15 protein-coding genes are annotated in these 20,789 nt (G+C 71.4%); 7 read left to right on the top strand and 8 right to left on the bottom strand.

The window, feature by feature from the left end:
* Positions 1-88: 88 nt before the first annotated feature.
* Positions 89-898: a helix-turn-helix transcriptional regulator gene (locus tag ABZY33_RS17085; RefSeq protein WP_356492381.1), complete on the bottom strand. Its 810-nt coding sequence runs from the start codon at positions 896-898 to the stop codon at positions 89-91.
* 39 nt (positions 899-937) lie between these two features.
* On the opposite strand from ABZY33_RS17085, the gene ABZY33_RS17080 reads away from it, so the two are divergent.
* Both ABZY33_RS17080 and ABZY33_RS17075 read left to right on the top strand, forming a co-directional pair.
* Positions 938-1,243 carry a 4a-hydroxytetrahydrobiopterin dehydratase gene (locus ABZY33_RS17080; RefSeq protein WP_356492380.1) on the top strand — a complete coding sequence of 102 codons (306 nt, stop codon included), beginning with the start codon at positions 938-940 and terminating at the stop codon, positions 1,241-1,243.
* A gap of 20 nt (positions 1,244-1,263) precedes the next feature.
* Positions 1,264-1,668, top strand: a complete 405-nt coding sequence (locus ABZY33_RS17075) for a hypothetical protein (protein ID WP_356492379.1) — start codon at positions 1,264-1,266, stop codon at positions 1,666-1,668.
* 21 nt (positions 1,669-1,689) lie between these two features.
* On the opposite strand, the gene ABZY33_RS17070 is transcribed toward ABZY33_RS17075, so the two are convergent.
* The gene (locus ABZY33_RS17070; RefSeq protein WP_356492378.1) at positions 1,690-2,673 is read right to left on the bottom strand and encodes an aldo/keto reductase; all 984 of its coding nucleotides are present in this window, start codon (positions 2,671-2,673) and stop codon (positions 1,690-1,692) included.
* 239 nt (positions 2,674-2,912) lie between these two features.
* Between ABZY33_RS17070 and ABZY33_RS17065 the strand changes: the two genes are divergently transcribed.
* Positions 2,913-4,787 (top strand): rhamnogalacturonan lyase, encoded by a 1,875-nt coding sequence (locus ABZY33_RS17065; protein WP_356492377.1) that lies wholly within the window; start codon positions 2,913-2,915, stop codon positions 4,785-4,787.
* 27 nt (positions 4,788-4,814) lie between these two features.
* Here the strand turns inward: ABZY33_RS17065 and ABZY33_RS17060 are convergent, their stop codons facing one another.
* The 3 genes from ABZY33_RS17060 to ABZY33_RS17050 form a co-directional block, all read right to left on the bottom strand.
* The gene (locus ABZY33_RS17060; protein WP_356492376.1) at positions 4,815-5,354 is read right to left on the bottom strand and encodes a hypothetical protein; all 540 of its coding nucleotides are present in this window, start codon (positions 5,352-5,354) and stop codon (positions 4,815-4,817) included.
* A 257-nt stretch (positions 5,355-5,611) separates the two neighbouring features.
* Positions 5,612-8,272 carry a cellulose binding domain-containing protein gene (locus ABZY33_RS17055; RefSeq protein WP_356492375.1) on the bottom strand — a complete coding sequence of 887 codons (2,661 nt, stop codon included), beginning with the start codon at positions 8,270-8,272 and terminating at the stop codon, positions 5,612-5,614.
* A 100-nt stretch (positions 8,273-8,372) separates the two neighbouring features.
* Positions 8,373-11,276 (bottom strand): glycoside hydrolase family 48 protein, encoded by a 2,904-nt coding sequence (locus tag ABZY33_RS17050; protein WP_356492374.1) that lies wholly within the window; start codon positions 11,274-11,276, stop codon positions 8,373-8,375.
* 276 nt (positions 11,277-11,552) lie between these two features.
* On the opposite strand from ABZY33_RS17050, the gene ABZY33_RS17045 reads away from it, so the two are divergent.
* The 3 genes from ABZY33_RS17045 to ABZY33_RS17035 all read left to right on the top strand — a co-directional run bounded on the left by ABZY33_RS17045 (position 11,553) and on the right by ABZY33_RS17035 (position 15,715).
* Positions 11,553-13,043 (top strand): cellulose binding domain-containing protein, encoded by a 1,491-nt coding sequence (locus tag ABZY33_RS17045; RefSeq protein WP_356492373.1) that lies wholly within the window; start codon positions 11,553-11,555, stop codon positions 13,041-13,043.
* A gap of 148 nt (positions 13,044-13,191) precedes the next feature.
* Complete coding sequence (locus ABZY33_RS17040) at positions 13,192-14,940, top strand: glycoside hydrolase family 6 protein (RefSeq protein WP_356492372.1); 1,749 nt, start codon at positions 13,192-13,194, stop codon at positions 14,938-14,940.
* 106 nt (positions 14,941-15,046) lie between these two features.
* The gene (locus ABZY33_RS17035) at positions 15,047-15,715 is read left to right on the top strand and encodes a class I SAM-dependent methyltransferase (RefSeq protein ID WP_356492371.1); all 669 of its coding nucleotides are present in this window, start codon (positions 15,047-15,049) and stop codon (positions 15,713-15,715) included.
* Positions 15,716-15,776: 61 nt separating this feature from the next.
* Here the strand turns inward: ABZY33_RS17035 and ABZY33_RS17030 are convergent, their stop codons facing one another.
* The 3 genes from ABZY33_RS17030 to ABZY33_RS17020 form a co-directional block, all read right to left on the bottom strand.
* A complete protein-coding gene (locus ABZY33_RS17030) occupies positions 15,777-16,649 on the bottom strand; it encodes an aldo/keto reductase (RefSeq protein WP_356492370.1) in 873 nt (290 codons plus the stop codon).
* Positions 16,650-16,716: 67 nt separating this feature from the next.
* Positions 16,717-18,543 carry an AMP-dependent synthetase/ligase gene (locus ABZY33_RS17025; RefSeq protein ID WP_356492369.1) on the bottom strand — a complete coding sequence of 609 codons (1,827 nt, stop codon included), beginning with the start codon at positions 18,541-18,543 and terminating at the stop codon, positions 16,717-16,719.
* A 423-nt stretch (positions 18,544-18,966) separates the two neighbouring features.
* Positions 18,967-19,833: a LysR substrate-binding domain-containing protein gene (locus tag ABZY33_RS17020; RefSeq protein ID WP_356492368.1), complete on the bottom strand. Its 867-nt coding sequence runs from the start codon at positions 19,831-19,833 to the stop codon at positions 18,967-18,969.
* Positions 19,834-19,957: 124 nt separating this feature from the next.
* Here ABZY33_RS17020 and ABZY33_RS17015 point away from each other — a divergent pair.
* On the top strand, positions 19,958-20,789 hold an 832-nt coding region (locus ABZY33_RS17015; RefSeq protein WP_356492367.1), incomplete at its 3' end, for a bile acid:sodium symporter family protein.

Below are 20,789 nucleotides of genomic sequence, written 5' to 3'. Positions count from 1 at the left end.
GACCGGGGCCGTACGGGTGCCCGGCCGTCCGGACGGTCCCGGCGGCCGTCACCCGGGCGGCCCAGCGAGCGCGTCCGGTGCGGGCGGCTCAGCCCAGCTCGGTGCGGAGGTACTTGGCCGTCGCCGGATCCGCCGGGAGCAGCGTCTCCACGGCCAGCTCTGCGACCGTCACGTCCATCGGCGTGTTGAACGTCGAGATCGACGACACGAACGACAGCACGTGCCCGTCGTGCTCCAGCACCATCGGCAGCGCGACGTACGACACCGGCCCGGCGGACCCGGCACGGTCCGCTCCCTCCGGCACCGGGTACGCGGCCACCTCCTCGTACAGCTCCCGCAGCCGCGGCGAGCGCGCCAGGGCGATCTGCCGCTCCATCTGCGCGAGGAGGTGCCCGCGCCACGCGCGCAGGTTCCTGATCCGGGGCGCGAGACCCCGCGGGTGCAGCGTGAGCCGCATCGCGTTCATCGGCCGGCGCTCCAACAGCTCCTCGGGCAGCGCGGACAGCAGCGCCGTGAGACCCCGGTTGGCGGCGACCACGTCGTACGTGGCGTCGACGATCAGCGCCGGATACGGCTCGTAGCCGCGCAGCAGCTGCTCCAGCCCGTCCCGCAGCGGGCCGAGCGCGGCGTCGTCGAGCGGGGTCTCGGTGAACCGCGGCGCGTAACCGGCGGCGAGCAGCAGGGAGTTGCGCTCCCGCACCGGCACGTCCAGATGTTCGGCGAGCCGCAGGACCAGCTCCTCGCTCGGCCGCGAGCGGCCCGTCTCCACGAAGCTGATGTGCCGCGCCGAGGAGTCCGCGCGCAGCGCCAGCTCCAGCTGGCTGACCCGCCGCCGCTCGCGCCAGCCGCGCAGCAGCCGGCCCACCTCGGACGTGTTCGTGCGCGTCGCATCCGCCATGGGGAGACCGTAACCCGGCAGGGGTGGCAGGCTGGAGGCATGCCTACGCAACCGCTCTCCCAGAAGGAGATCGAGGACCGCCTCGCCGAACTGCCCGGCTGGTCACTCGACGGCGACCGCATCACCCGCACCTACCGGCTGCGCACGCACCTCGCGGCCACCGCCTTCGTCGTGCACATCGCCCAGATCCAGGAGGAGCTCGACCACCACTCCGACCTCACCCTCGGCTACAACACCGTCACCCTCGCCGTCCACACCCACGACGCGGGCGGCGCGGTGACCGGAAAGGACTTCGAACTCGCCGCGCGGGTCGATGAGTTGGCGCCGGCGCACGCGGCGACCTGACCGGGGCCCGGTCCACCCACTTGTGGCTGCTGCACCTCCTCGCCGACCCGGCTCCCGTCGTCGCCGAGGCGGCCCGGGTGCTGCGCCCCGGTGGCGTCTCCCTCGCCACGGTCGACAAGGACGCCGCCCACCTGGTCGGCAGCGACCTGTGCGCCCTGGTCGAGCCGTTCCACGACCGCCGCCCCGCCGACGCCGCCGAACGTGTCATCGCGCACGCGGCCGGACACGGACTGCGCCCCCGCGGCCGGGTGACGTTCGTGGGGCACTGCCAGGGCCGTACCCCGGACCGCCTCGCGCGCGACGTCCGGGCGGGGCGGGTCTGCGCGGCGGGCGGCGAGGAGCCGGCCCGGCGCCTGGAACGGCTGCCGCACCCGGAGACTCCGCGCCCCGGCCCCACCTGCACGGTGCCGGCACCCGGCCGCTGAACCGGGCCGCCGCGCCCGTGGTCAGACCGCGTCCAGGCGGGCCCGTTCCTCCGGTGTCAGTACCAGGTCGACCGCGGCGAGGCTCTCGTCGAGTTGCGCCACCGACGACGCCCCGACGAGCGGAAGCGCCGGGACCTCGGCGCCCGTCATCCAGGCCAGCACCACCTGGTTGACGGTGGCCCCCGCCGACTTCGCCACGTCGCGCAGCGCCGCCAGCCTGGCCTGCGTGCTGCCGTGGTCGTGGCCCGCGCCCAGCGGCTTGTCGTCCCGTACGTACGCGCCGCCGAGCAGCGGAGAGTAGGCGACGAGCGTGAGGTCCCGCTCGGCGCGCACCATACTGAGCAGGTTGCCGTCGGCGGTGCCCAGCTCGCCGTCCGGGGACAGCGCGCTCGGCAGATCGGTGCGGTGCCGCAGGTAGCTGTGCTGGTACTGGAGCACCTCGTAGCCGGGCAGTCCGGCGGCCCGCGCGAGGGCGCGGGCCCGCTCCACCTGCCACGCCCAGTGGTTGGAGACCCCGAGCAGCCCGACCGTCCCCTCGTTCACCAGCGCCCCGAACCCCCGCACGGTCTCGGCCAGTTCGACCTTCGGGTCCGGGATGTGGGCGTACAGCAGATCCAGCCGCTCCATGCCGAGCCGGGCGGTGCTGCCGGCCACGGCCGCGCGGATCGCCGCCGCGGAGAGCCCTTCGGCGTTGTCGACGTACCCGGTGCCGGGCGCGAGCGGCGCCGCGCCCAGCTTGGTGGCGATCACGACCTCGTCGCCGATGCCGCGGCTGCGCCGCCAGTTCCCGAGCACCGTCTCGCTCTCGCCGCCGACGCTGCCGGTCTGCCAGTACGCGTAGTTGTCCGACGTGTCGACGAACGTGCCGCCCGCCTCGACGTACCGGTCGAGGATCGCGAACGCCGTCCTCTCCTCGGTGAGCGTGCCGAACAACATGGCGCCCAGGCTGAGCACACTGACCTCGCGGCGCGTCGCCGGGTCCATGCCGATGGTGCGGTACTTCATGCGGGCCCCCTCGTGGAGCCCGGCCGCCGGGTGCGGGCCGGGCTGTGGCAGGAGTCAACGTGTTGGAGCGCACGCGAAGTCAAGGGGCGCCGGAACAGGGCGGGATATGCGGCCCGCTGGCTCCGAGCCGGACAGACCGGCCCCTTAAGTACGCGCGCGGCAACTCAACTCCGCCCGGCGGCAACTGACGGTGTGTAGCCCCACGGACCAATCCACCCCCCCACCCCTGGGAGCCCCGCATGCGTCACCTCCGCCCCCGTCGCGGACCCCGCCGTCTCCTGCTCGCCGTCACCACCGCAGCGGCGCTGACCGCCGCCTCCCTGACGCTGCTGCCCAGCGACAGCGCCACCGCGGCCACCGCCCGGCAGGCCGAGCGGCTCGACCGCGGCCTGGTCAGCGTGCACACCGACGCCGGCAACCTCCTCACCTGGCGCTGGCTGGGCACGGACCCCGACAACGTCTCCTTCAACGTCTACCGCGCCGGTACGAAGGTCAACGCGGCCCCCGTCACCGGCTCCACGAACTACTTCCACCCCGGCGCCCCGAACTCCGCCGACTACACGGTCCGCGCCGTCGTCAACGGCGCCGAGCAGGCGGACTCGGCACACGCGATCCAGTTCCGGACCGGCTACAAGGACGTACCGATCACCCCGCCCGCGGGCGGCACCACCCCCGACGGCGTCGCCTACACCTACGAGGCCAACGACGCCTCCGTCGGCGACCTCGACGGCGACGGCGTCCTCGACTTCGTCCTGAAGTGGCAGCCCACCAACGCCAAGGACAACTCCCAGTCCGGCTACACCGGCAACACGATCATCGACGCGGTGAAACTGGACGGCACCCGGCTGTGGCGCGCGGACCTGGGCCGCAACATCCGCTCGGGCGCGCACTACACGCAGTTCCAGGTCTACGACTACGACGGCGACGGCCGGGCCGAGATCGCCATGAAGACGGCGGACGGCACGGTCGACGGCCAGGGCAGGACGATCGGCAGCGCCGCCGCCGACCACCGCAACTCCAGCGGTTACGTGCTCTCCGGCCCCGAGTACCTGACGATGTTCGACGGGCGGACCGGCGCCGCGATGGACACCGTCGACTACGTCCCCGCGCGCGGCACGGTCTCCGCCTGGGGCGACGCGTACGGCAACCGCGTCGACCGCTTCCTCGCGGGCACCGCCTACCTGGACGGGACCCGGCCCTCGCTGATCATGGCGCGCGGCTACTACACGCGGTCCGTGATCGCGGCCTGGGACTGGCGCGGCGGTGCCTTCACACGACGCTGGACGTTCGACACCAACTCCTCGACCAACAGCGGCAAGGGGTACGACGGCCAGGGCAACCACCAGCTCTCCGTCGCGGACGCCGACGGGGACGGCAAGGACGAGATCGTCTACGGCGCGATGGCCGTCGACGACAACGGCTCCGCCCTGTGGACCACGAGGAACGGCCACGGCCACGCCATGCACGTCGGTGACCTCGACCCGTCCCGCGCGGGCCTGGAGGAGTTCAAGGTCGACGAGGACGGTGCCAAGCCTTCGTCGTGGATGGCCGACGCGAAGACCGGCGCGGTGCTCTGGTCGACGGGTGCCGGCGGCGACAACGGCCGCGGTGTCTCCGGCGACATCTGGCCCGGCAGTCCGGGCGCCGAGTCCTGGTCGTCGTCGGAGTCGGGCATCCGTGGCCCGAAGGGCACGGTCGTCGCCTCCCGCAAGCCGTCCTCCGCGAACTTCCTCTCCTGGTGGGACGGCGACACCACCCGCGAACTCCTCGACGCCACGCACATCGACAAGTACGGCACGACGGCCGACACCCGACTCCTGACCGGTTCGGGGGTCCACTCCGACAGCGGCACGAAGGCGACCCCGGCCCTGTCCGGAGACATCCTCGGCGACTGGCGCGAGGAGGTCGTCTGGCCGACGACGAACAACACGGCGCTCCGCATCTACTCGACCCCCGTCGAAACCGCCACCCGCATCACCACGCTCCTCCACGACACCCAGTACCGCACGGCGCTGGCCTGGCAGAACACGGCCTACAACCAGCCGCCGCACCCGAGCTTCTTCCTGGGCGCGGGCATGGCGACGGCGCCGCGTCCGACCATCTCGACTCCCTGAAAGCCGGACAGGGCACGGCGCTCTCCCTCAGCCGCTCGTCCAGCGCCAGGCGCTCCCGCTGTACCGGCAGGTGATCGCCGCGCCGCCCGCCGTGGTGGTGGAGGCGCCGTGGTCGGCGTTGCGGCAGAACTGGCCGGCCGCGTAGCAGTTGCCCGCGTTCGAGGTGAGGGAGCAGGTGCCGGCCTTGGTACCCCCGCCGCTGCTTCCGCTCCCTCCACTCGTACCGCCCCCGCTTCCGCCGCCCGAACCCGAGGCCGCCTTCGCGGTCACGGTGACCTTCACCTTCACGGTCTTGGTGGCGGTCACCGTCGGCGCGGGTTCGGGGTCGGCTGTCTCCGTGGCCGTCGCGGTGGCCGTCGCCGTGACGGTGACGGTGGGGGCCGGCCGGATCCGCGCCGTCGCGACCGTGGCGCTGCCGTCCTTGCCGTCGTCGCCCGCGGCGCCGATCCCCGCGCCCAGCAGGACCGCGACCCCCAGGGCCGGGAGCACGATGCGCTTTCGGGCCCACTTCGGCGCGGGCCGGGTGGGCGGACCTGGTGGCGGTGCGGGTATGTACGGATGGGCCATGGTGTCCCCCTGGACCTGAACACGGTGGTGAGGGAGGGAGCGTACGGCCCGGACGGGTCATTGGTGAAGGTGATGTGAAGCGCTGGTGATGTATTCGTGACCAGGTGGAGGGTCAGGGGCTGAGTGGGAGTCCACCCGGGCGCCGGGCACGCTGGGCCCAGCCCGCCCGCGCGAGGCCCGCCACGCCGCCCGGCCCCGGACGCGAGACCGGCCGGGCAGCTGCGCGCCACCCGGCCGGTCACCCCCCCGCCCCGCCGTCAGCCGACCCCGCACTCCTCCCCGCCCACCGTGAACACGGCCGGGCTCGCGTTCGCCGACGCACGGGTGCCGGTGAAGCCGAACGACACCGAACTGCCGCTCGCCACCTTGGCGTTCCAGCCCACGTCCTTCGCCGTCACCACCGCACCCGACTGGCTCGCCTCCGCGTTCCACGCCTGCGCCAAGCGCTGTCCGGAGGGGAACGTCCACGCCAGTGACCAGCCGTTCCACGCGGACGGACCCGTGTCGGTCACCGTCACCTCCGCCTGGAATCCGCCCGGCCAGGCGTTGGTGACCTTGTACGCGACCGAGCAGCCCGCCTCGCCCGGACCGCCGTCGCCCGGCTCCGTCGGCGTGTCCGCCGGGTCCCCGTAGACCACCCCCCGCCCGTTCGTCGACACATACACCCGGCCGTAGACCCGCGGGTCGCCGGTGATCGCCGCGCCGGTCCAGCCCCACTGGTGCGCGTCGTCATTGATCCGGGTCCAGCTCGCGCCCGCGTCCGTGGAGCGGAATATGCCCCGTACGCCGCCGATCTTCGCGCTGGTGAAGACTGTCTGATAGCGCGCGCCCGGCGCAGCCCTGCCGAAGCCGACCGTGTCCGCCTCGGTGACGTTCGCCAGCCTGGTGAAGGTGGCGCCCCCGTCCGTCGAGTGCCACAGCCCGTACGCGCCCTGCGCCGAACCGCCCGCCAGCCAGATGTCGCCCTTCGCGCCCGGCACCGCCTTGAACCGCACCGGGCCGTCCGTCGGCAGCCCGCTCGACGCCTTCGCCGCGAACGTCGCCCCGCCATCGGAACTGGCATAGAACGTGCCGGACTTGAAGGCATAGAAGGTGTCCGCGTCCGCTCGGTCCGACTCCACCACCGCGCCCGCCGGCACCCCGCTCGCCGCCGTCCACGACGACCCCGACCCCGTCTGCACCCCCGCGCCCTCCGGGCTCCACACGTACCGGCCGCCGTCCGCCGACACCGCGACCGTGCCGCCGCCCGTCACACCGGCCGGATCGCTGCCCGCGTGCCAGGTGGCGCCGTTGTCCGAGGAGAAGGAGACGTGTGCGCCCGCGTCGGCATTGCCGGCGCGAACGGTCGACGCCGGCTTCGACTCGGCGAAGTCCAGGCTCGTCGTGGTCGTGAAGTTCGGGCTCGTGAACATCATCGACGGCACCTTCGTCAGGTCCGTGTGCCGGAAACCGCCGATGTCCCCGAGCGCGCTCAGCAGCGGCGCGCCGGACGGCGGCGAGGCGAGGTCGTTGACCGCCGTCTCCTCCAGGCCCTTCACCATCGGGGTGATGGTGATCTTACCGCCGCTGTCCCAGGCGCCCAGGTCCTCGGAACCGTAGATCGTCGCCCCCGTCCCGTACATCATCCGGTCGGAGTCGAACGGGTCGATCTCCAGCGCCTCCGTCATCCAGCCGAGCTTCGGTGTCTGCTCGGGCGGGGCCGGGTCCGCGCCCCAGGTCAGCCATGGGACCGAGGAGACGTCCATGGTGTAGCGGTTCGCGCGCTGCGGGTACGCGGAGTAGTCCCACGCCTTCGTCCACGTGCCGCCGCTGTCCGTGGAGCGGAAGATCAGCGTGTCCGGCCACCAGGAGCTGTAACCGGAGACCATGACCGTGCCCGGATGCCGCCGGTCGACGGTCAGTCCGCTGAAGCCGTAGGAGGTGTCCGCCTCCGCGACCGGGCTGATGTCCGTCCACGCGCCGGTCCCGGTCGCGTACCGCCAGACCTGGCCCTTGCCGCCGTCGTACGGTCCGCCCGTGTCGCTGTACGCGAGGTAGAGGTAGCCGTTCTCCGCGTCCAGGACGCCCTTGTGCGCGAGGTAGCCGGTGGGCTGGCCGGGCAGGCGCTGCCAGGTGGCGCCCGCGTCCGTCGAACGGTAGACCGCGTTGTCCTTGTCGGCCACGCCGGCGTAGATCGTCCGCGTCCGGCCCGTGCCCGCGCCCGTCGACTCGTCGAACGTCACCCACACCACGCCCTGGAGATCGGAGGCGTAGCCCGACGCGTCGGACGGGTCCTGCCGGTACGTGCCGGGGTTCGGGAAGGACGTGACCTGCGACCACGTCACGCCCGCGTCCGTCGAACGCCACAACCCCTTGCCGCTCGGCGCGCCCAGGTACAGCACCTTGTTGTCGTGCGGGTCGACGGCGAGCCGCTCGCCCATGCCGCGGCCGGGCATGTTCCCGCCGAGCTTGAAGGGCAGGTCCGCCTTCTGCCAGGTCGCTCCGCGGTCGGCGGAGCGCAGGACCGCGCCGTTGCCGGGGTCCCAGTCGTTCGTGTACGTGCCGACGGCCGCGTACACCCGGTCCGGGTCCACGGTGTCCGAGGCCAGGGAGGCGACGCCCGTGTGGCCCCAGTCGTCCCAGCCGACCGAGTCGAGCAGCGGGGTCCAGCGCTTCGCCGCCTGGTCCCAGCGGTAGGCGCCGCCGATGTCGGTACGGGCGTAGGCGAGGTTCTTCTCGGAGCGGTTGAAGACGATGCCGGGGACGAAGCCGCCGCCGTCGACGCGGGCGTTCTTCCAGGTGTACGTGTCGGCGGCCACGGACGTCGCCGCGGACATCCGGGCGTCCGGCGGCGGGGTGGCCGCCGTCGCCGCGCCGGACGTCAACAGGCCCGCCACGAGGGCGAGTACGCCGGCCAGGGGCGAGCGGGGTCTGCGCATGAGGTCTCCAGGTACCAGGGGAGCAGGGGAGAGGGCCGGGCGGTCCCCGGGGAGGGGGCCCGCCCGGCCCGGTGCACACGGAGCTGCCTGCAGCGGGGCGTTACTCGAGCAGCTCCGCGTACGAACCCATGGCGAGTGCGATGTCCGCCTGGGCCCAGAACCGGTGGTACGTGAACGTCGGCGCCGCGCCGCCGGCCAAGTAGGCCGCGACCTTCGGCCAGTTGGGGTCATCCTTGTAGAAGGAGCGCAGCGAGGCGAACGTGGACGAGGAGTTGACCGTGTCCCCGTTCGGCATCGTGCCCGTCCAGCCGCTGGGCACGTAGACCGGGTCGTCGAACCGGCTGTAGTCGGTCCGGGTCTCCGGCACGGCGATGCCGAGCGCGTCCTGGTCGTGGTCCCACATGCCGTCCAGTAGCGCCTTCGCCGTCGTCTTCGCTGCCGCGTCACCGGACTTGGCGGCGTAGTACGTCAGCGTCTTGGCGTAGGCCGCGGCGACCCCGACGTCGTTCGTGTAGTCGGCGACCGTCACGTGAAGTCCCGCATTGGCGCCGGGACTCGCCGCGCTCCAGGTGTCCGGCTTGCCCGACCACTGGAGCGTCGAGGGGATCCGGAACGTGCCGTCGGGGTTGACGGTGGTCTCGGAGAGGGCCCAGTCGACCCACTTGCCGAGGACCGCCTTGGCGTCGGCGTCACCGGTCTGCTGGTAGTACTCGGCGACACGCTCCATCGACCACGCCTGGAAGCCGAACCACTGGTTCGACGGTGGGTCGTGGTAGACCGGCGCCTCGTCGTAGTACATGCCGTAGAAGGTGGGCGTGCCGGCCGGCGGGGTGCCGTAGGAGCCGCCCCAGCTGTTCGTCGCGCCGCCCGCGATGGCACCCTCGTCCGACTGGAGCCAGCGGTAGAACTCCAGCTGCCGGTCGAGCGATTTCGCCCAGTCCGCCTGGCCCGTCGCGGACTTGGGCTTCAGGTCGGCCACCGAGGAGAGCGCGTACGCGGCGAGCGGGTTCTGGTAGCCGCCGTGCGTGTGGCTCGACCCGATGCGCCAGGCCCACCCCGCCGAGGTGTCCGTCGCGCCGCCCCACGCGTAGTACCAGGACATCAGGTAGTGCGAGGCGTCCTTGCCGGTGCCGGCCGGGCACGTCGTCGGCCCGACGCAGTTCCCGACCTTCTTGAAGTACTTGTCGTACATCGAGTACCGCAGGTAGTCGCCCATCTTGGCGGCCTTGCCGACGGTCGCCGAGACATCGGACCCCTTGCCCTGCTGCTTGGCCCACACATCGGCCCAGTACGCGGCCTGCACCGCCCGGGCATCGGCGTCCGGGGCGTTGGTGAACTTCCACTGCCGGGCGTACGAGGAGTCGCCGGTGAACAGGTCCAAGTACCCGTTCTTGCCGCCGTACTTGAAGGCGTCGCAGGTCGGCTGCGGCACGGTCTCCCACACCGACTCCTGCGCACCGCGCTGGAAGGTGTTGATGTAGGACGGGCCGGTCGCGGTCGGGCCCGCCTCGCACGTGCCGGGCTCGTTCCCGTAGCCGTAGACGTTGTCCACGTCCTGGAGCCAGTGCATGCCGTAGACGTCGTCCGTGCCGTACGCGCTCTTCAGCTCCGCCGCGAGCGGGTCGCGGCCGACGGGGACCGAGGGGTCGAGCGCCGCCGGATACTGGGACGGCAGATCGTGCTCGGGCGCGTACGTCGCGGGCTTCGAGGCGTTGTAGAAGGAGTTCGTCGGCTGGTCGGCGTGGGTGGGGATCATGTACTTCTCCATGAGGCCCCACGCGCCGTTGAACTTCGACCAGTCGCCGCTGACCTTGCCGTACATCGCCTGGAGCCACAGGAGGTAGCTGTACGCCTCCGACGTCGTCTCGTGACCGTGGTCCGGGGCCTCGACGATCAGCGTCTCGACCGAGTGGTACGGGATGCCCTCCGGCGAGAAGTAGCCGTTGGCCGGATCGGTGATCTTCCCGTAGAGATCGAGGAAGCGGGCGTCGTACGTCTTGGCGGCGGCGAGCTGGGTGACGGTGACCGCGGCCTTGGTGTGGCCGGGCGCCGACACCGTGAACGTGGCCGCGCCGGTGCCGGAGGCGTCGGCCGCGACGGTCACCTTCTGCGCCGTGTTCCAGTTCGACGGGGTGAAGGTCAGGCTCGCGCCGGCGGCGACGGAGAGTCCGGTGTTGCCGCTCGTGCGGGCCACCGTGACCGCGACGTTCGACGCCGGCTGCGTAGACAGCTTCACGTCGAAGGTGCCCGACTTGCCCTGCTGGACCCCGAGTTGGGACGGCGAGGCGACCACGGCGGGGCCCGCCGCGACCGTGATGCCGACCGGGGTCGACTCGCCGGACGCGCCCTGGCTGTCGATGGCCTTGGCGAACAGGGAGTGGGTGCCGGACGCCAGGCCGTCCGCGGCGAGCGTGTACGGCGCGGAGGTGTCCGTGCCGAGCAGCGTCGTGTCGTCGTAGAACTCGACCTTGGAGACGCTCGCCCCGTCGGCCGCGGCGGCGGTGGCGGCGAGCGGGACGGCGTCGCCCGCCGAGTAGACCGCGCCGGCCTTGGGGCTGGTGAGCACCGTGATCGGGGGCTGGTGGGCGCCCGCACAGACCGTGCCGTTGATCGCGAAATCGGTGGGCGCTGAATTCGCGCCACTGTACGTGAATTGCGCGCCCGTGGACGCGGCGGCCCCGGCCGCGATCTTCGCGTTGTAGGAGAGGCTTTTCGCGGTGACCGTCTTCCCGGACTGCGACCAGGTCGCGTTCCAGCCATTGGTCAGTTTCTGATTGCCGCCGTAGCTGTAGGTGAGACTCCAGCCGTCGATCGCCGTGGCGCCGCGGTTGGTGATCGTCAGATCGGCCGTGAAGCCGGAGCCCCAGTCGTTGGTCTTGTAGTCGACGCTGCACTCAACTGCCGCCGCCTGGGCGTTAGTTGGGAGTGCCGCAAGTGTGGCGAGCGGTAGTGCCAGGGTGGCCGCGACAGCGGTCCACCGCCGCCGGGCCGGTCTTTTGGGCATGCCCTGGTTCCTCCTTGCGGTTCAGGGAGCGGGGGGTGGGCCATGGCGTGGGGGCCACAACCTGTGAACCAGTGGGAGCGCTCCCAAGGATGGGGACGGGGCAATTGGGGGTCAAGAGGGTTGAAGAGTCGAATTAATTCGACAACAAGAATTCGTAACACCTCTGTTGCTTGACGGCAGTTCCTTCTCTACAGTCCAACCGCAACCAGTGGGAGCGGTTCCACCAGTCGACGCGCCGGCCTGTGCCGGCCGCGCCCGAGCTGCAAGGAGTCGCTCATGCGTCACCCCCCGCGTCATCTGTTACCCGCAACCCTGCTCGCGTGCGTCGTCTCGGCGGCCGCACTCGTCCCCCTGACCACCGCCGCGTCCGCGGCCGCCCCCGCCTGCTCGGTGGAGTACTCCGTCACCGGGCAGTGGGACAGCGGCTTCCAGGCCGCGGTGAAGGTCACCAACAACGGTGCGGCAAAGGACAGTTGGAGCCTGTCCTTCGCCTTCGCCGACGGTCAGAAGGTGACCCAGGGCTGGTCCGCGAAGTGGGCCCAGTCCGGGGCGGCCGTGACCGCCACGAACGAGTCCTGGAACGGCGCGCTGCCGTCCGGCGGGAGCGTCTCCGCCGGGTTCATCGGCGCGTTCACCGGCGCCAACACCGTACCGACGGCCTTCAAGCTGAACGGCACGGCCTGCAACACGGACCCGACCGATCCGACCGATCCGACGGACCCGACCGATCCGACCGATCCGGGCGGCGACGGCACCGCGCCGGCACTGAAGGTCTCCGGGAACAAGCTGGTCGACGCCGGCGGCGCCCCGCACCGGATCCTCGGGGTGAACCGCTCCGGCGCCGAGTTCATGTGCGTCCAGGGCTACGGGATCTTCGACGGTCCGGTCGACGACGCGTCCATCGCGGCGATCGCCGACTGGAAGGCGAACGCCGTCCGGATCCCGCTCAACGAGGAGTGCTGGCTGGGCCTCGACAACATCAAGCCGGAGTACGGCGGGGCCGCCTACCGGTCCGCGATCAAGGAGTTGGTGACCAAGGTCCGAGCCCACGGCATGACGCCGATCCTGGAGATGCACTGGTCCTACGGCCAGTACACCGGGAACTCGGCGGGCTGCCCCGACATCCACGCCACCTGCCAGAAGCCGATGCCGGACGCGCGCTACGCGCCCAGCTTCTGGTCGTCGGTGGCGAGCACCTTCAAGGACGATCCAGCCGTCGTCCTCGACCTGTTCAACGAGCCGTATCCGGACCGCGCCACCTCCACCCTCGCCCAGGCGTGGGCCTGTTGGCGGGACGGCGGCACCTGCCCCGGCATCGGGTACGAGGTCGCCGGTATGCAGGACCTCGTCGACGCGGTGCGCGGCGCGGGCGCGACCAACGTGATCCTCGCGGGCGGCCTCGCCTACTCCAACGACCTCGGCCAGTGGCTCGCCCACCGGCCCGACGACCCGGCCGGCAATCTCGCCGCGGCCTGGCACGTCTACAACTTCAACACCTGCGCCACCGAGAGCTGCTGGGACTCCACGCTCGCGCCCGTCGCGGCCCAGGTCCCGCTGGTGGCGGGGGAGATCGGCGAGAACACCTGCGCCCACGGCTTCGTCGACCGCGTCATGAAGTGGTTCGACGACCGGAAGCTGTCCTACCTCGGCTGGACCTGGAACACCTGGGACTGCTCCTCGGGGCCGTCGCTGATCAGCGACTACGACGGCACCCCCACGGCGTTCGGGATCGGCCTGCGCGACCACCTGCGGGAGCTGACCGGATGAGCGCCGACCCGGCGGCAACCTCGTGCCGCCCGACGGCAACCCCATGAGGCGCCCGCGCCGCCCCACGCCCCACGACCACCTCTCGACCCCTCATCCACCCCCGATGAAGACCCCTCACCAACCCCCGATGAAAGGGACACCGCACACCATGAGCCGTATCAGATCGCGCGCCGGCACCGCCGCGCTCGCCGCCCTGGCCCTCACCGGCGCCGCTTGCGTGGGTACCGCCGCCGCACTGCCCGCCCCCGGCCAGACAGCCGCGGCCGCCGCCTGCACCGTCGACTACAAGGTGCAGAACCAGTGGGACAGCGGCTTCACCACCGCCGTCACCGTCACCAACAACGGTGCCGCGGTGAACGCCTGGAACGTCACCTGGTCCTTCGCGGGCAACCAGAAGGTCACCAGCGGCTGGAACTCCGACATCAGCCAGTCCGGCGCCGCCGTCACCGCCAAGAGCCTCTCCTACAACGGCTCGCTCGCCACCGGGGCCTCCACCTCCTTCGGCTTCAACGGCACCTACAGCGGGACCAACGCCCTGCCCGCCACGTTCAAGCTGAACGGCGTCACCTGCAACGGCGCCACCGACCCGACCGATCCCACCGACCCGACGGACCCGACCGATCCCACCGACCCGACCGATCCCAGCGGCCGCGTCGACAACCCGTACGCGGGTGCCAAGGTCTACGTGAACCCGGAGTGGTCGAAGAAGGCCGCCGCCGAGCCGGGCGGGAGCAAGGTCTCCAACCAGCCGACCGGCGTCTGGCTCGACCGCATCGCCGCCATCAACGGTGTCGACGGCGGCATGGGCCTGCGCGACCACCTCGACGCGGCCCTCAGCCAGAAGGGCAGCGGCCAAGAGGTCGTCCAGCTCGTCATCTACGATCTGCCGGGCCGCGACTGCGCCGCCCTCGCCTCCAACGGCGAACTCGGCCCGAACGACATCGACAAGTACAAGAGCGACTTCATCGACCCGATCAAGGCGATCCTCGCCGACCCCAAGTACGCGGGCCTGCGCATCGTCACGACGATCGAGATCGACTCGCTGCCCAACCTCGTCACCAACGTCAGCGGCCGCCCCACGGCCACGCCCAACTGCGACGTGATGAAGGCGAACGGCAACTACCAGAAGGGCGTCGGCTACGCCCTCGACAAGCTCGGTGACGTCCCGAACGTCTACAACTACATCGACGCCGGACACCACGGCTGGCTCGGCTGGGACGACAACTTCGGCTCCTCCGCCGAACTGTTCAAGACGACCGCCAGCAGCAACGGTGCCAAGCTCTCCGACGTCCACGGCTTCATCGTCAACACCGCCAACTACAGCGCGCTGAAGGAGACCAACTTCACCATCGACGACTCCGTCAACGGCGTCTCGGTCCGCCAGTCCAAGTGGGTCGACTGGAACCGCTACACCGACGAGCTGTCGTACGCCCAGGCCATGCGGACCAAGCTGGTCTCGCTCGGCTTCGACCAGCACCTCGGCATGCTGATCGACACCTCCCGCAACGGCTGGGGCGGCGCGGCCCGGCCCGCGGGTCCCGGCGCGAAGACCAGCGTCGACACGTATGTGGACGGCGGACGCATCGACCGCCGTATCCACCTCGGGAACTGGTGCAACCAGGCGGGCGCCGGCCTCGGTGAGCGGCCGCAGGCCGACCCGGCCACCGGGATCGACGCATACGTGTGGATGAAGCCGCCGGGGGAGTCCGACGGTTCGAGCACCGCCATCGACAACGACGAGGGCAAGGGCTTCGACCGCATGTGCGACCCGACGTACACCGGTAACCCGCGCAACAACAACCACCTGTCCGGGGCGCTGCCCAACGCGCCGGTGTCCGGTCACTGGTTCTCCGCCCAGTTCCAGGAGCTCATGAAGAACGCCTACCCCGCCCTGTAGGCGCCCCGCACCCCGTCGGGGCCGGCAGGCACACAGCCCCGGTCCCGACGGCCGATCCGTACCACCCCGTCAGCACACGTGCGCGCGTCCGCCCTATCGTTGGCGGATGCGCGCACACTCATGCGACCGTCCCGCCGATCTGGACGTGATCCGTGATTCCTACGACCGGGTGGCCGACACCTACGCCGAGATGGTGACGACGACCGGGATGGGCGACATCCGCCGTCACCCCTGGCTCAAGGCGTCGATCGACGCCTTCGCCGACACCGTCGCCGGCCTGGGCCCGGTCCTCGACGTCGGCTGCGGACCCGGCACGGTCACCGCTTATCTGGCCGAACGCGGACTCGACGTGTCCGGCGTGGACCTCTCGCCCCGCATGATCGAGAACGCCCGCCGGCGCTATCCGTACTGCCGCTTCTCCGTCGCCTCCGCGACCGAGCTGGACCTCGCCGCGGAGTCGCTCGGCGGCGTGCTCGGCTGGTGGTCCCTGTTCAACCTGCCCCGCGACGTCCTGCCGCAGGTGCTCACCGTGTTCGCGCGGGCCCTCAAGCCCGGCGGGTCCTTCATCACCGGCACCCATGCCGGCGACGAGGACCTGGTGCGCACCGAGGCCTACGGCGGGGTCTCGGTGCGCTGGACGACCCACCAGTGGCAGCCGGCGGAGTTCGTCGAGCTGATCGAGCGGGCCGGGCTGCGCCCGGTCGCCGAACTGCGCCTGCCGGCCGACGAGTTCAGCGGCCCGGGGCTCGTGGTCATGGCCAGGCGCCCCGGCTGAGGCTACGGCCCGGGCACCGCGGGTGCCCGGGCCGGACGGCGCCGCACGGGAAGACGGTCGCTCAGACCACGTCGAAGGTGGCCGGGTCGCCGCCGAGCCGGCGGTCCTCATTGAGCGCGCTGATCGCGCCGAGGTCCTCGTCGTCCAGCTCGAAGCCGAACACGTCGATGTTCTCCTTGATCCGCGACGGCGTCACGGACTTGGGGATCACCACGTTGCCCAGCTGGACGTGCCAGCGCAGCACGATCTGCGCGGGCGTGCGGCCGTGCTTGCGCGCGATGGCGACGATCGCCGGGACCTCCAGGAGGCCCTTGCCCTGGCCCAGCGGCGACCAGGCCTCGGTCGCGATGCCCAGCTCCGCGTGCTTCTCGCGCGCGGCGTGCTGCTGGAGGTGGGGGTGGAGCTCGATCTGGTTGACGGCCGGGACGACGGAGGTCTCGGCGGTCAGCCGGTCGAGGTGCTCGGGAAGGAAGTTCGAGACGCCGATGGCCTTGGCGCGGCCGTCCGCGTGGATCTTCTCCAGCGCGCGGTAGGTGTCCACGTACGTGTCCCTGGCCGGCAGCGGCCAGTGGATCAGGTACAGGTCCACGTGGTCGAGGCCCAGCTTGGCCAGCGAGGTGTCGAACGCGCGCAGGGTGGAGTCATGGCCCTGGTCGGCGTTCCACAGCTTCGTCGTGACGAAGAGCTCTTCGCGGGGCAGGCCGGACGCGGCGATCGCCCGGCCGGTGCCCTCCTCGTTGCCGTAGACGGCCGCGGTGTCGATGCTGCGGTACCCGGCCTCCAGGGCCGTCTTCACGGCCTCCTCGGCCTGGTCGTCCGGCACCTGCCAGACACCGAAACCGAGCTGCGGCATCGCGACGCCGTTGTTCAGGATGATCGGGGGGACCTTGCTCACGAGGTGTCGATCCTTAAAGTCGTCGGGTGGTACTCCCATGGTCAACGATCACAGAAGTACCCGCATTCCTGTCCGGGACCGCCCCGGGAATGCCACACCGACAACCCTAGGCGCGGTACAGCGCGTCGACCTCGTTCGCGTACGCCGTCTCGATCGACTTGCGCTTCAGCTTCAGCGAGGGCGTGAGCAGCCCGTGCTCCTCGGTGAACTGGTGGGCCAGGATGCGGAACGTACGGATGGACTCCGCCTGCGAGACGAGCGTGTTGGCGGCGACCACCGCGCGCCGCACCTCCATCTCCAGGTCCCCGTCACGGACCAGGTCGGCGGGGGTCATCAGCTGCTTGCCGCGCATCCCGAGCCAGTGCTCGACGGCCTCGGAGTCGAGGGTGACGAGCGCCGCGATGTAGGGGCGGTCGTTGCCGACGACGATGCACTGCGCGATCAGCGGGTGGTCCCGGACCCGCTCCTCCAGCTGCTGCGGCGAGACGCTCTTGCCGCCGGAGGTCACGAGGATCTCCTTCTTGCGGCCGGTGATGGTGAGGTAGCCGTCGTCGTCGAGGGAGCCCAGGTCGCCGGTGGCGAGCCAGCCGTCGTGCAGAGCGGCGTCGGTCGCCTTGGGGTCATTGAGATACCCCTGGAAGATGTTGGCGCCGTACAGCCAGATCTCCCCGTCGTCGGCGATGTGGACCGTCGTGCCCGGAATGGCCTTGCCGACCGTGCCGTAGCGGGTCTGCTCGGGCGGGTTCGCGGCCGCCGCGGCCGTCGACTCGGTCAGCCCGTAGCCCTCGTAGATCGCGACGCCCGCGCCCGCGAAGAACAGGCCGAGCCGCCGGTCCATCCCGGACCCGCCGGACATCGCCTGCCGCACCCGGCCGCCCATCGCCTCGCGGACCTTGGAGTAGACGAGCTTGTCGAAGACCGAGTGCTGCATGCGCAGCGACGCCGACGGGCCGGGGCCGGTGCCGAACGCCTTGGCCTCCTGCGCGTCGGCGTACTTCACGGCGCACTCCACCGCCTTGTCGAAGGCGCCCGATCTGCCTTCCTTCTCGGCCTTCCGGCGCGCCGCGTTGAAGACCTTCTCGAAGATGTACGGCACCGCGAGGATGAAGGTGGGCCGGAACGCCTGGAGGTCGGGCAGCAGGGCCGCCGCGTTCAGCTGCGGCTGGTGCGCCAGTTTCACGCCGCCGCGCACGGCGGCGATCTGCACCATCCGCCCGAAGACGTGCGCCAGCGGCAGGAAGAGCAGGGTGGAGGCGACGCTGTCGCGCTTGGAGGCGAAGACCGGCTCCCAGCGGGCGACCATCGTGTCCGCCTCGAACATGAAGTTCGCGTGCGAGATGACACACCCCTTGGGGCGGCCCGTCGTCCCGGACGTGTAGATGATGGTGGCGACCGAGTCCGGAGTGACCGCGCGGCGGTGGCGGTGCACCGTCTCGTCGTCGATGTGGGCGCCGGCCGCGGAGACCTCGCCGACGGCGTCCGCGTCGAGCTGCCAGAGCCGCCGGAGGTGCGGCAGCCGGTCGATCACCGTGGCGATGGTCATCGCGTGGTCCTCGTGCTCCACCACCGCCGCCGTCACCTGGGCGTCGTAGAGCATCCAGAAGACCTGCTCGGCCGAGGACGTGGGGTAGACCGGGACGACCTGGGCGCCGATGGTCCACAGCGCGAAGTCGAAGAGCGTCCACTCGTACCGGGTGGGGGACATGATCGCCACGCGGTCGCCGAACCTGATCCCCTCCGCGAGCAGCCCCTTGGCCAGGGCCAGCACCTCGTCACGGAACTGGCCCGCGGTGACGTCGTGCCACTGCTTGTTCTTGTCCTTGCGGCCGAAGGCGATGTGTGAGGGGTCCTCCAGGGCGTGATCGAAGACGGCGTCGGCCAGGCCGCCCACCGGCGGCGCCGACGCCAGAGCAGGATTGGTGAACTCGCGCAAAGTTGCTCCTTGTGGCGCTCCGCACAGCGTCGGTGACGGTACCCGACCGCGCGCTGTGGCGGGAGGGGTGCCAAGTTGCCGCAAGCGCGCGGAATATGCACAGGTCAGCCGGGTAAATGCGGCCACAAGGGAAGGGCCGGGACAGAATTCTTACGGTTGAGTAAGTTTCGGGAGCGTAATCTCCCGGCGCTCTTCACCCGTCTCCACGGAATCCCTACGGAGAGGTCACCGCGGCGCGCCGACCGCCTTTTTGGGCGGAGTGGTCGGTTCCGCTCCGGCCGTTCCGGGTGACCGTACCAGGGCCGATACACCAGGTCGGCCCCGAGGGCGAGGCGACCGGCGAGCACCCGCGCCGGGAGTCTGCCCCGCCCCCGCCGGGGCCATGCGCGGCCCGCGCGGTGACCCTCAGTGGCCGGCGGCCGGCTACCGCGCCGCCCGGTGCAGCCGGTCGCCGCCCGCCAGGATCGCCCGGGCCAGCGCGGCCCCGGCGCCGCCCCGCTCCCGCCCGGCGGCGCCGAGCAGCACGAAGTCGACCTCGCCCAGCTGCGGCAGCCCCGCCCGCTCCGGTACCCGCACCAGGCCCGGCGGGACGAGCCCGCGCGCGTGGGCCATCACGCCGAGACCCGCCCGCGCCGCGGCGAGCAGCCCGTTCAGTGAACCGCTGGTGCAGGCGATCCGCCACGCCCGCCCGTGCCGCTCCAGCGCCTCGAGCGCCAGGGCCCGCGAGATCCCGGGCGGCGGGTAGACGATCAGCGGGACCGGCCGCTCCGGATCGATCCGCAGCCGCTCCGAGCCGATCCACACCAGCCGGTCGTGCCAGACGGACTCCCCGCGCGGATCCTCGGGGCGCCGCTTGGCCAGGACGAGATCGAGCTTGCCCGCCGCCAGCTGCTCGTGCAGCGTCCCCGACAGCTCGACCGTCAGCTCCAGGTCGACCTCGGGGTGCTCGTGCCGGAACGCCTCCAGGATCTCGGTGAGCCGGGTCAGCACGAAGTCCTCCGAGGCCCCGAACCGCAGCCGCCCCCGCAGCCGCGTCCCCGTGAAGAAGGCGGCCGCCTGCTCGTGGACCTCCAGGATGCGCCGCGCGAACCCGAGCATGGCCTCGCCGTCCTCGGTCAGCTCGACGGAGTGCGTGTCCCGCGTGAACAGCGTGCGGCCGACCGCGTCCTCCAGGCGCCGCACGTGCTGGCTGACCGTCGACTGCCGCAGCCCGAGGCGTCGCGCGGCCTGCGTGAAACTCAGCGTCTGCGCGACGGCGAGGAACGTCCGCAACTGCCCGGGGTCGTACATGCCCCGACCCTACCCGGGCTCATCATGAACATCGATCACAGTCAGAGCGGTATGCAGGATTCCCGATCACGCTGATCAGGAGGACCATGGAGAGGGCACGACCTGAACCGAGAGCTAGGAACCGATGACACGCCTGCACTGGCCGCGCTGGATGCCGGTCGACCCCTACATCCTGGCGCTGCTCGGGACGGTCGGCCTCGCCGCGCTCCTCCCGGCCCGCGGCGCCGCCGCCGACGTCGCCTCCGGCGCCTCGACCGGGGCCGTCGCCTTCCTCTTCTTCCTCTACGGGGTCCGACTCTCCACCCGCGAGGCGATGGACGGACTGCGGCACTGGCGGCTCCACGTCACCGTCCTCGCCTGCACGTTCGTGGTGTTCCCGCTGCTCGGCCTCGCCGCCCGCGGCCTCGTCCCGGTCCTGCTCCCGCGGAACCTGTACGAGGGCCTGCTGTTCCTGACGCTCGTCCCCTCCACCATCCAGTCGTCGATCGCGTTCACCTCGATCGCGCGCGGCAACGTCCCGGCCGCGATCTGCGCGGGCTCCTTCTCCTCCCTGGCCGGCATCGTCCTGACGCCCCTGCTCGCGGCGGCGCTGCTCGGCAACAGCGGCGGGGGCTTCTCCACCGACTCGCTCGTCAAGATCGTGCTGCAACTGCTCGTGCCGTTCCTCGCGGGCCAGCTGCTGCGCCGCTGGGTCGGCGGCTTCCTCACCCGCCACAAGAAGATCCTCGGCTACGTCGACCGCGGCTCGATCCTGCTCGTCGTCTACACCGCGTTCAGCGAGGGCATGGTGCAGGGCATCTGGCACCAGGTCAGCGCCGTCCGGCTGGCCGGTCTGCTCGCCGTCGAGGCCGTGCTCCTCGCCTCCGCGGCGCACCGCTCCGCGATCTGCTTCATGTCGCCCGCCCGGTCGGCCAGGCCGGAGAGCATGTCGGTGATCTCGCTGTCGACGTTGTGGT

This window comes from Streptomyces sp. NPDC006552 (assembly GCF_040611655.1).
Classification (GTDB): domain Bacteria; phylum Actinomycetota; class Actinomycetes; order Streptomycetales; family Streptomycetaceae; genus Streptomyces.
The sequence above is the reverse complement of the archived record's forward strand: the minus strand, read 5'-3'. Positions and strand labels throughout refer to the sequence as shown.

Bases quoted from the DNA above. Each gene is read 5' to 3' on its own strand.
- ABZY33_RS17085 (WP_356492381.1), bottom strand. From the start codon at position 898: ATGGCGGATGCGACGCGCACGAACACGTCCGAGGTGGGCCGGCTGCTG.
- ABZY33_RS17080 (WP_356492380.1), top strand. From the start codon at position 938: ATGCCTACGCAACCGCTCTCCCAGAAGGAGATCGAGGACCGCCTCGCC.
- ABZY33_RS17070 (WP_356492378.1), bottom strand. From the start codon at position 2,673: ATGAAGTACCGCACCATCGGCATGGACCCGGCGACGCGCCGCGAGGTC.
- ABZY33_RS17065 (WP_356492377.1), top strand. From the start codon at position 2,913: ATGCGTCACCTCCGCCCCCGTCGCGGACCCCGCCGTCTCCTGCTCGCC.
- ABZY33_RS17060 (WP_356492376.1), bottom strand. From the start codon at position 5,354: ATGGCCCATCCGTACATACCCGCACCGCCACCAGGTCCGCCCACCCGG.
- ABZY33_RS17055 (WP_356492375.1), bottom strand. From the start codon at position 8,272: ATGCGCAGACCCCGCTCGCCCCTGGCCGGCGTACTCGCCCTCGTGGCG.
- ABZY33_RS17050 (WP_356492374.1), bottom strand. From the start codon at position 11,276: ATGCCCAAAAGACCGGCCCGGCGGCGGTGGACCGCTGTCGCGGCCACC.
- ABZY33_RS17045 (WP_356492373.1), top strand. From the start codon at position 11,553: ATGCGTCACCCCCCGCGTCATCTGTTACCCGCAACCCTGCTCGCGTGC.
- ABZY33_RS17040 (WP_356492372.1), top strand. From the start codon at position 13,192: ATGAGCCGTATCAGATCGCGCGCCGGCACCGCCGCGCTCGCCGCCCTG.
- ABZY33_RS17035 (WP_356492371.1), top strand. From the start codon at position 15,047: ATGCGCGCACACTCATGCGACCGTCCCGCCGATCTGGACGTGATCCGT.
- ABZY33_RS17030 (WP_356492370.1), bottom strand. From the start codon at position 16,649: ATGGGAGTACCACCCGACGACTTTAAGGATCGACACCTCGTGAGCAAG.
- ABZY33_RS17020 (WP_356492368.1), bottom strand. From the start codon at position 19,833: ATGTACGACCCCGGGCAGTTGCGGACGTTCCTCGCCGTCGCGCAGACG.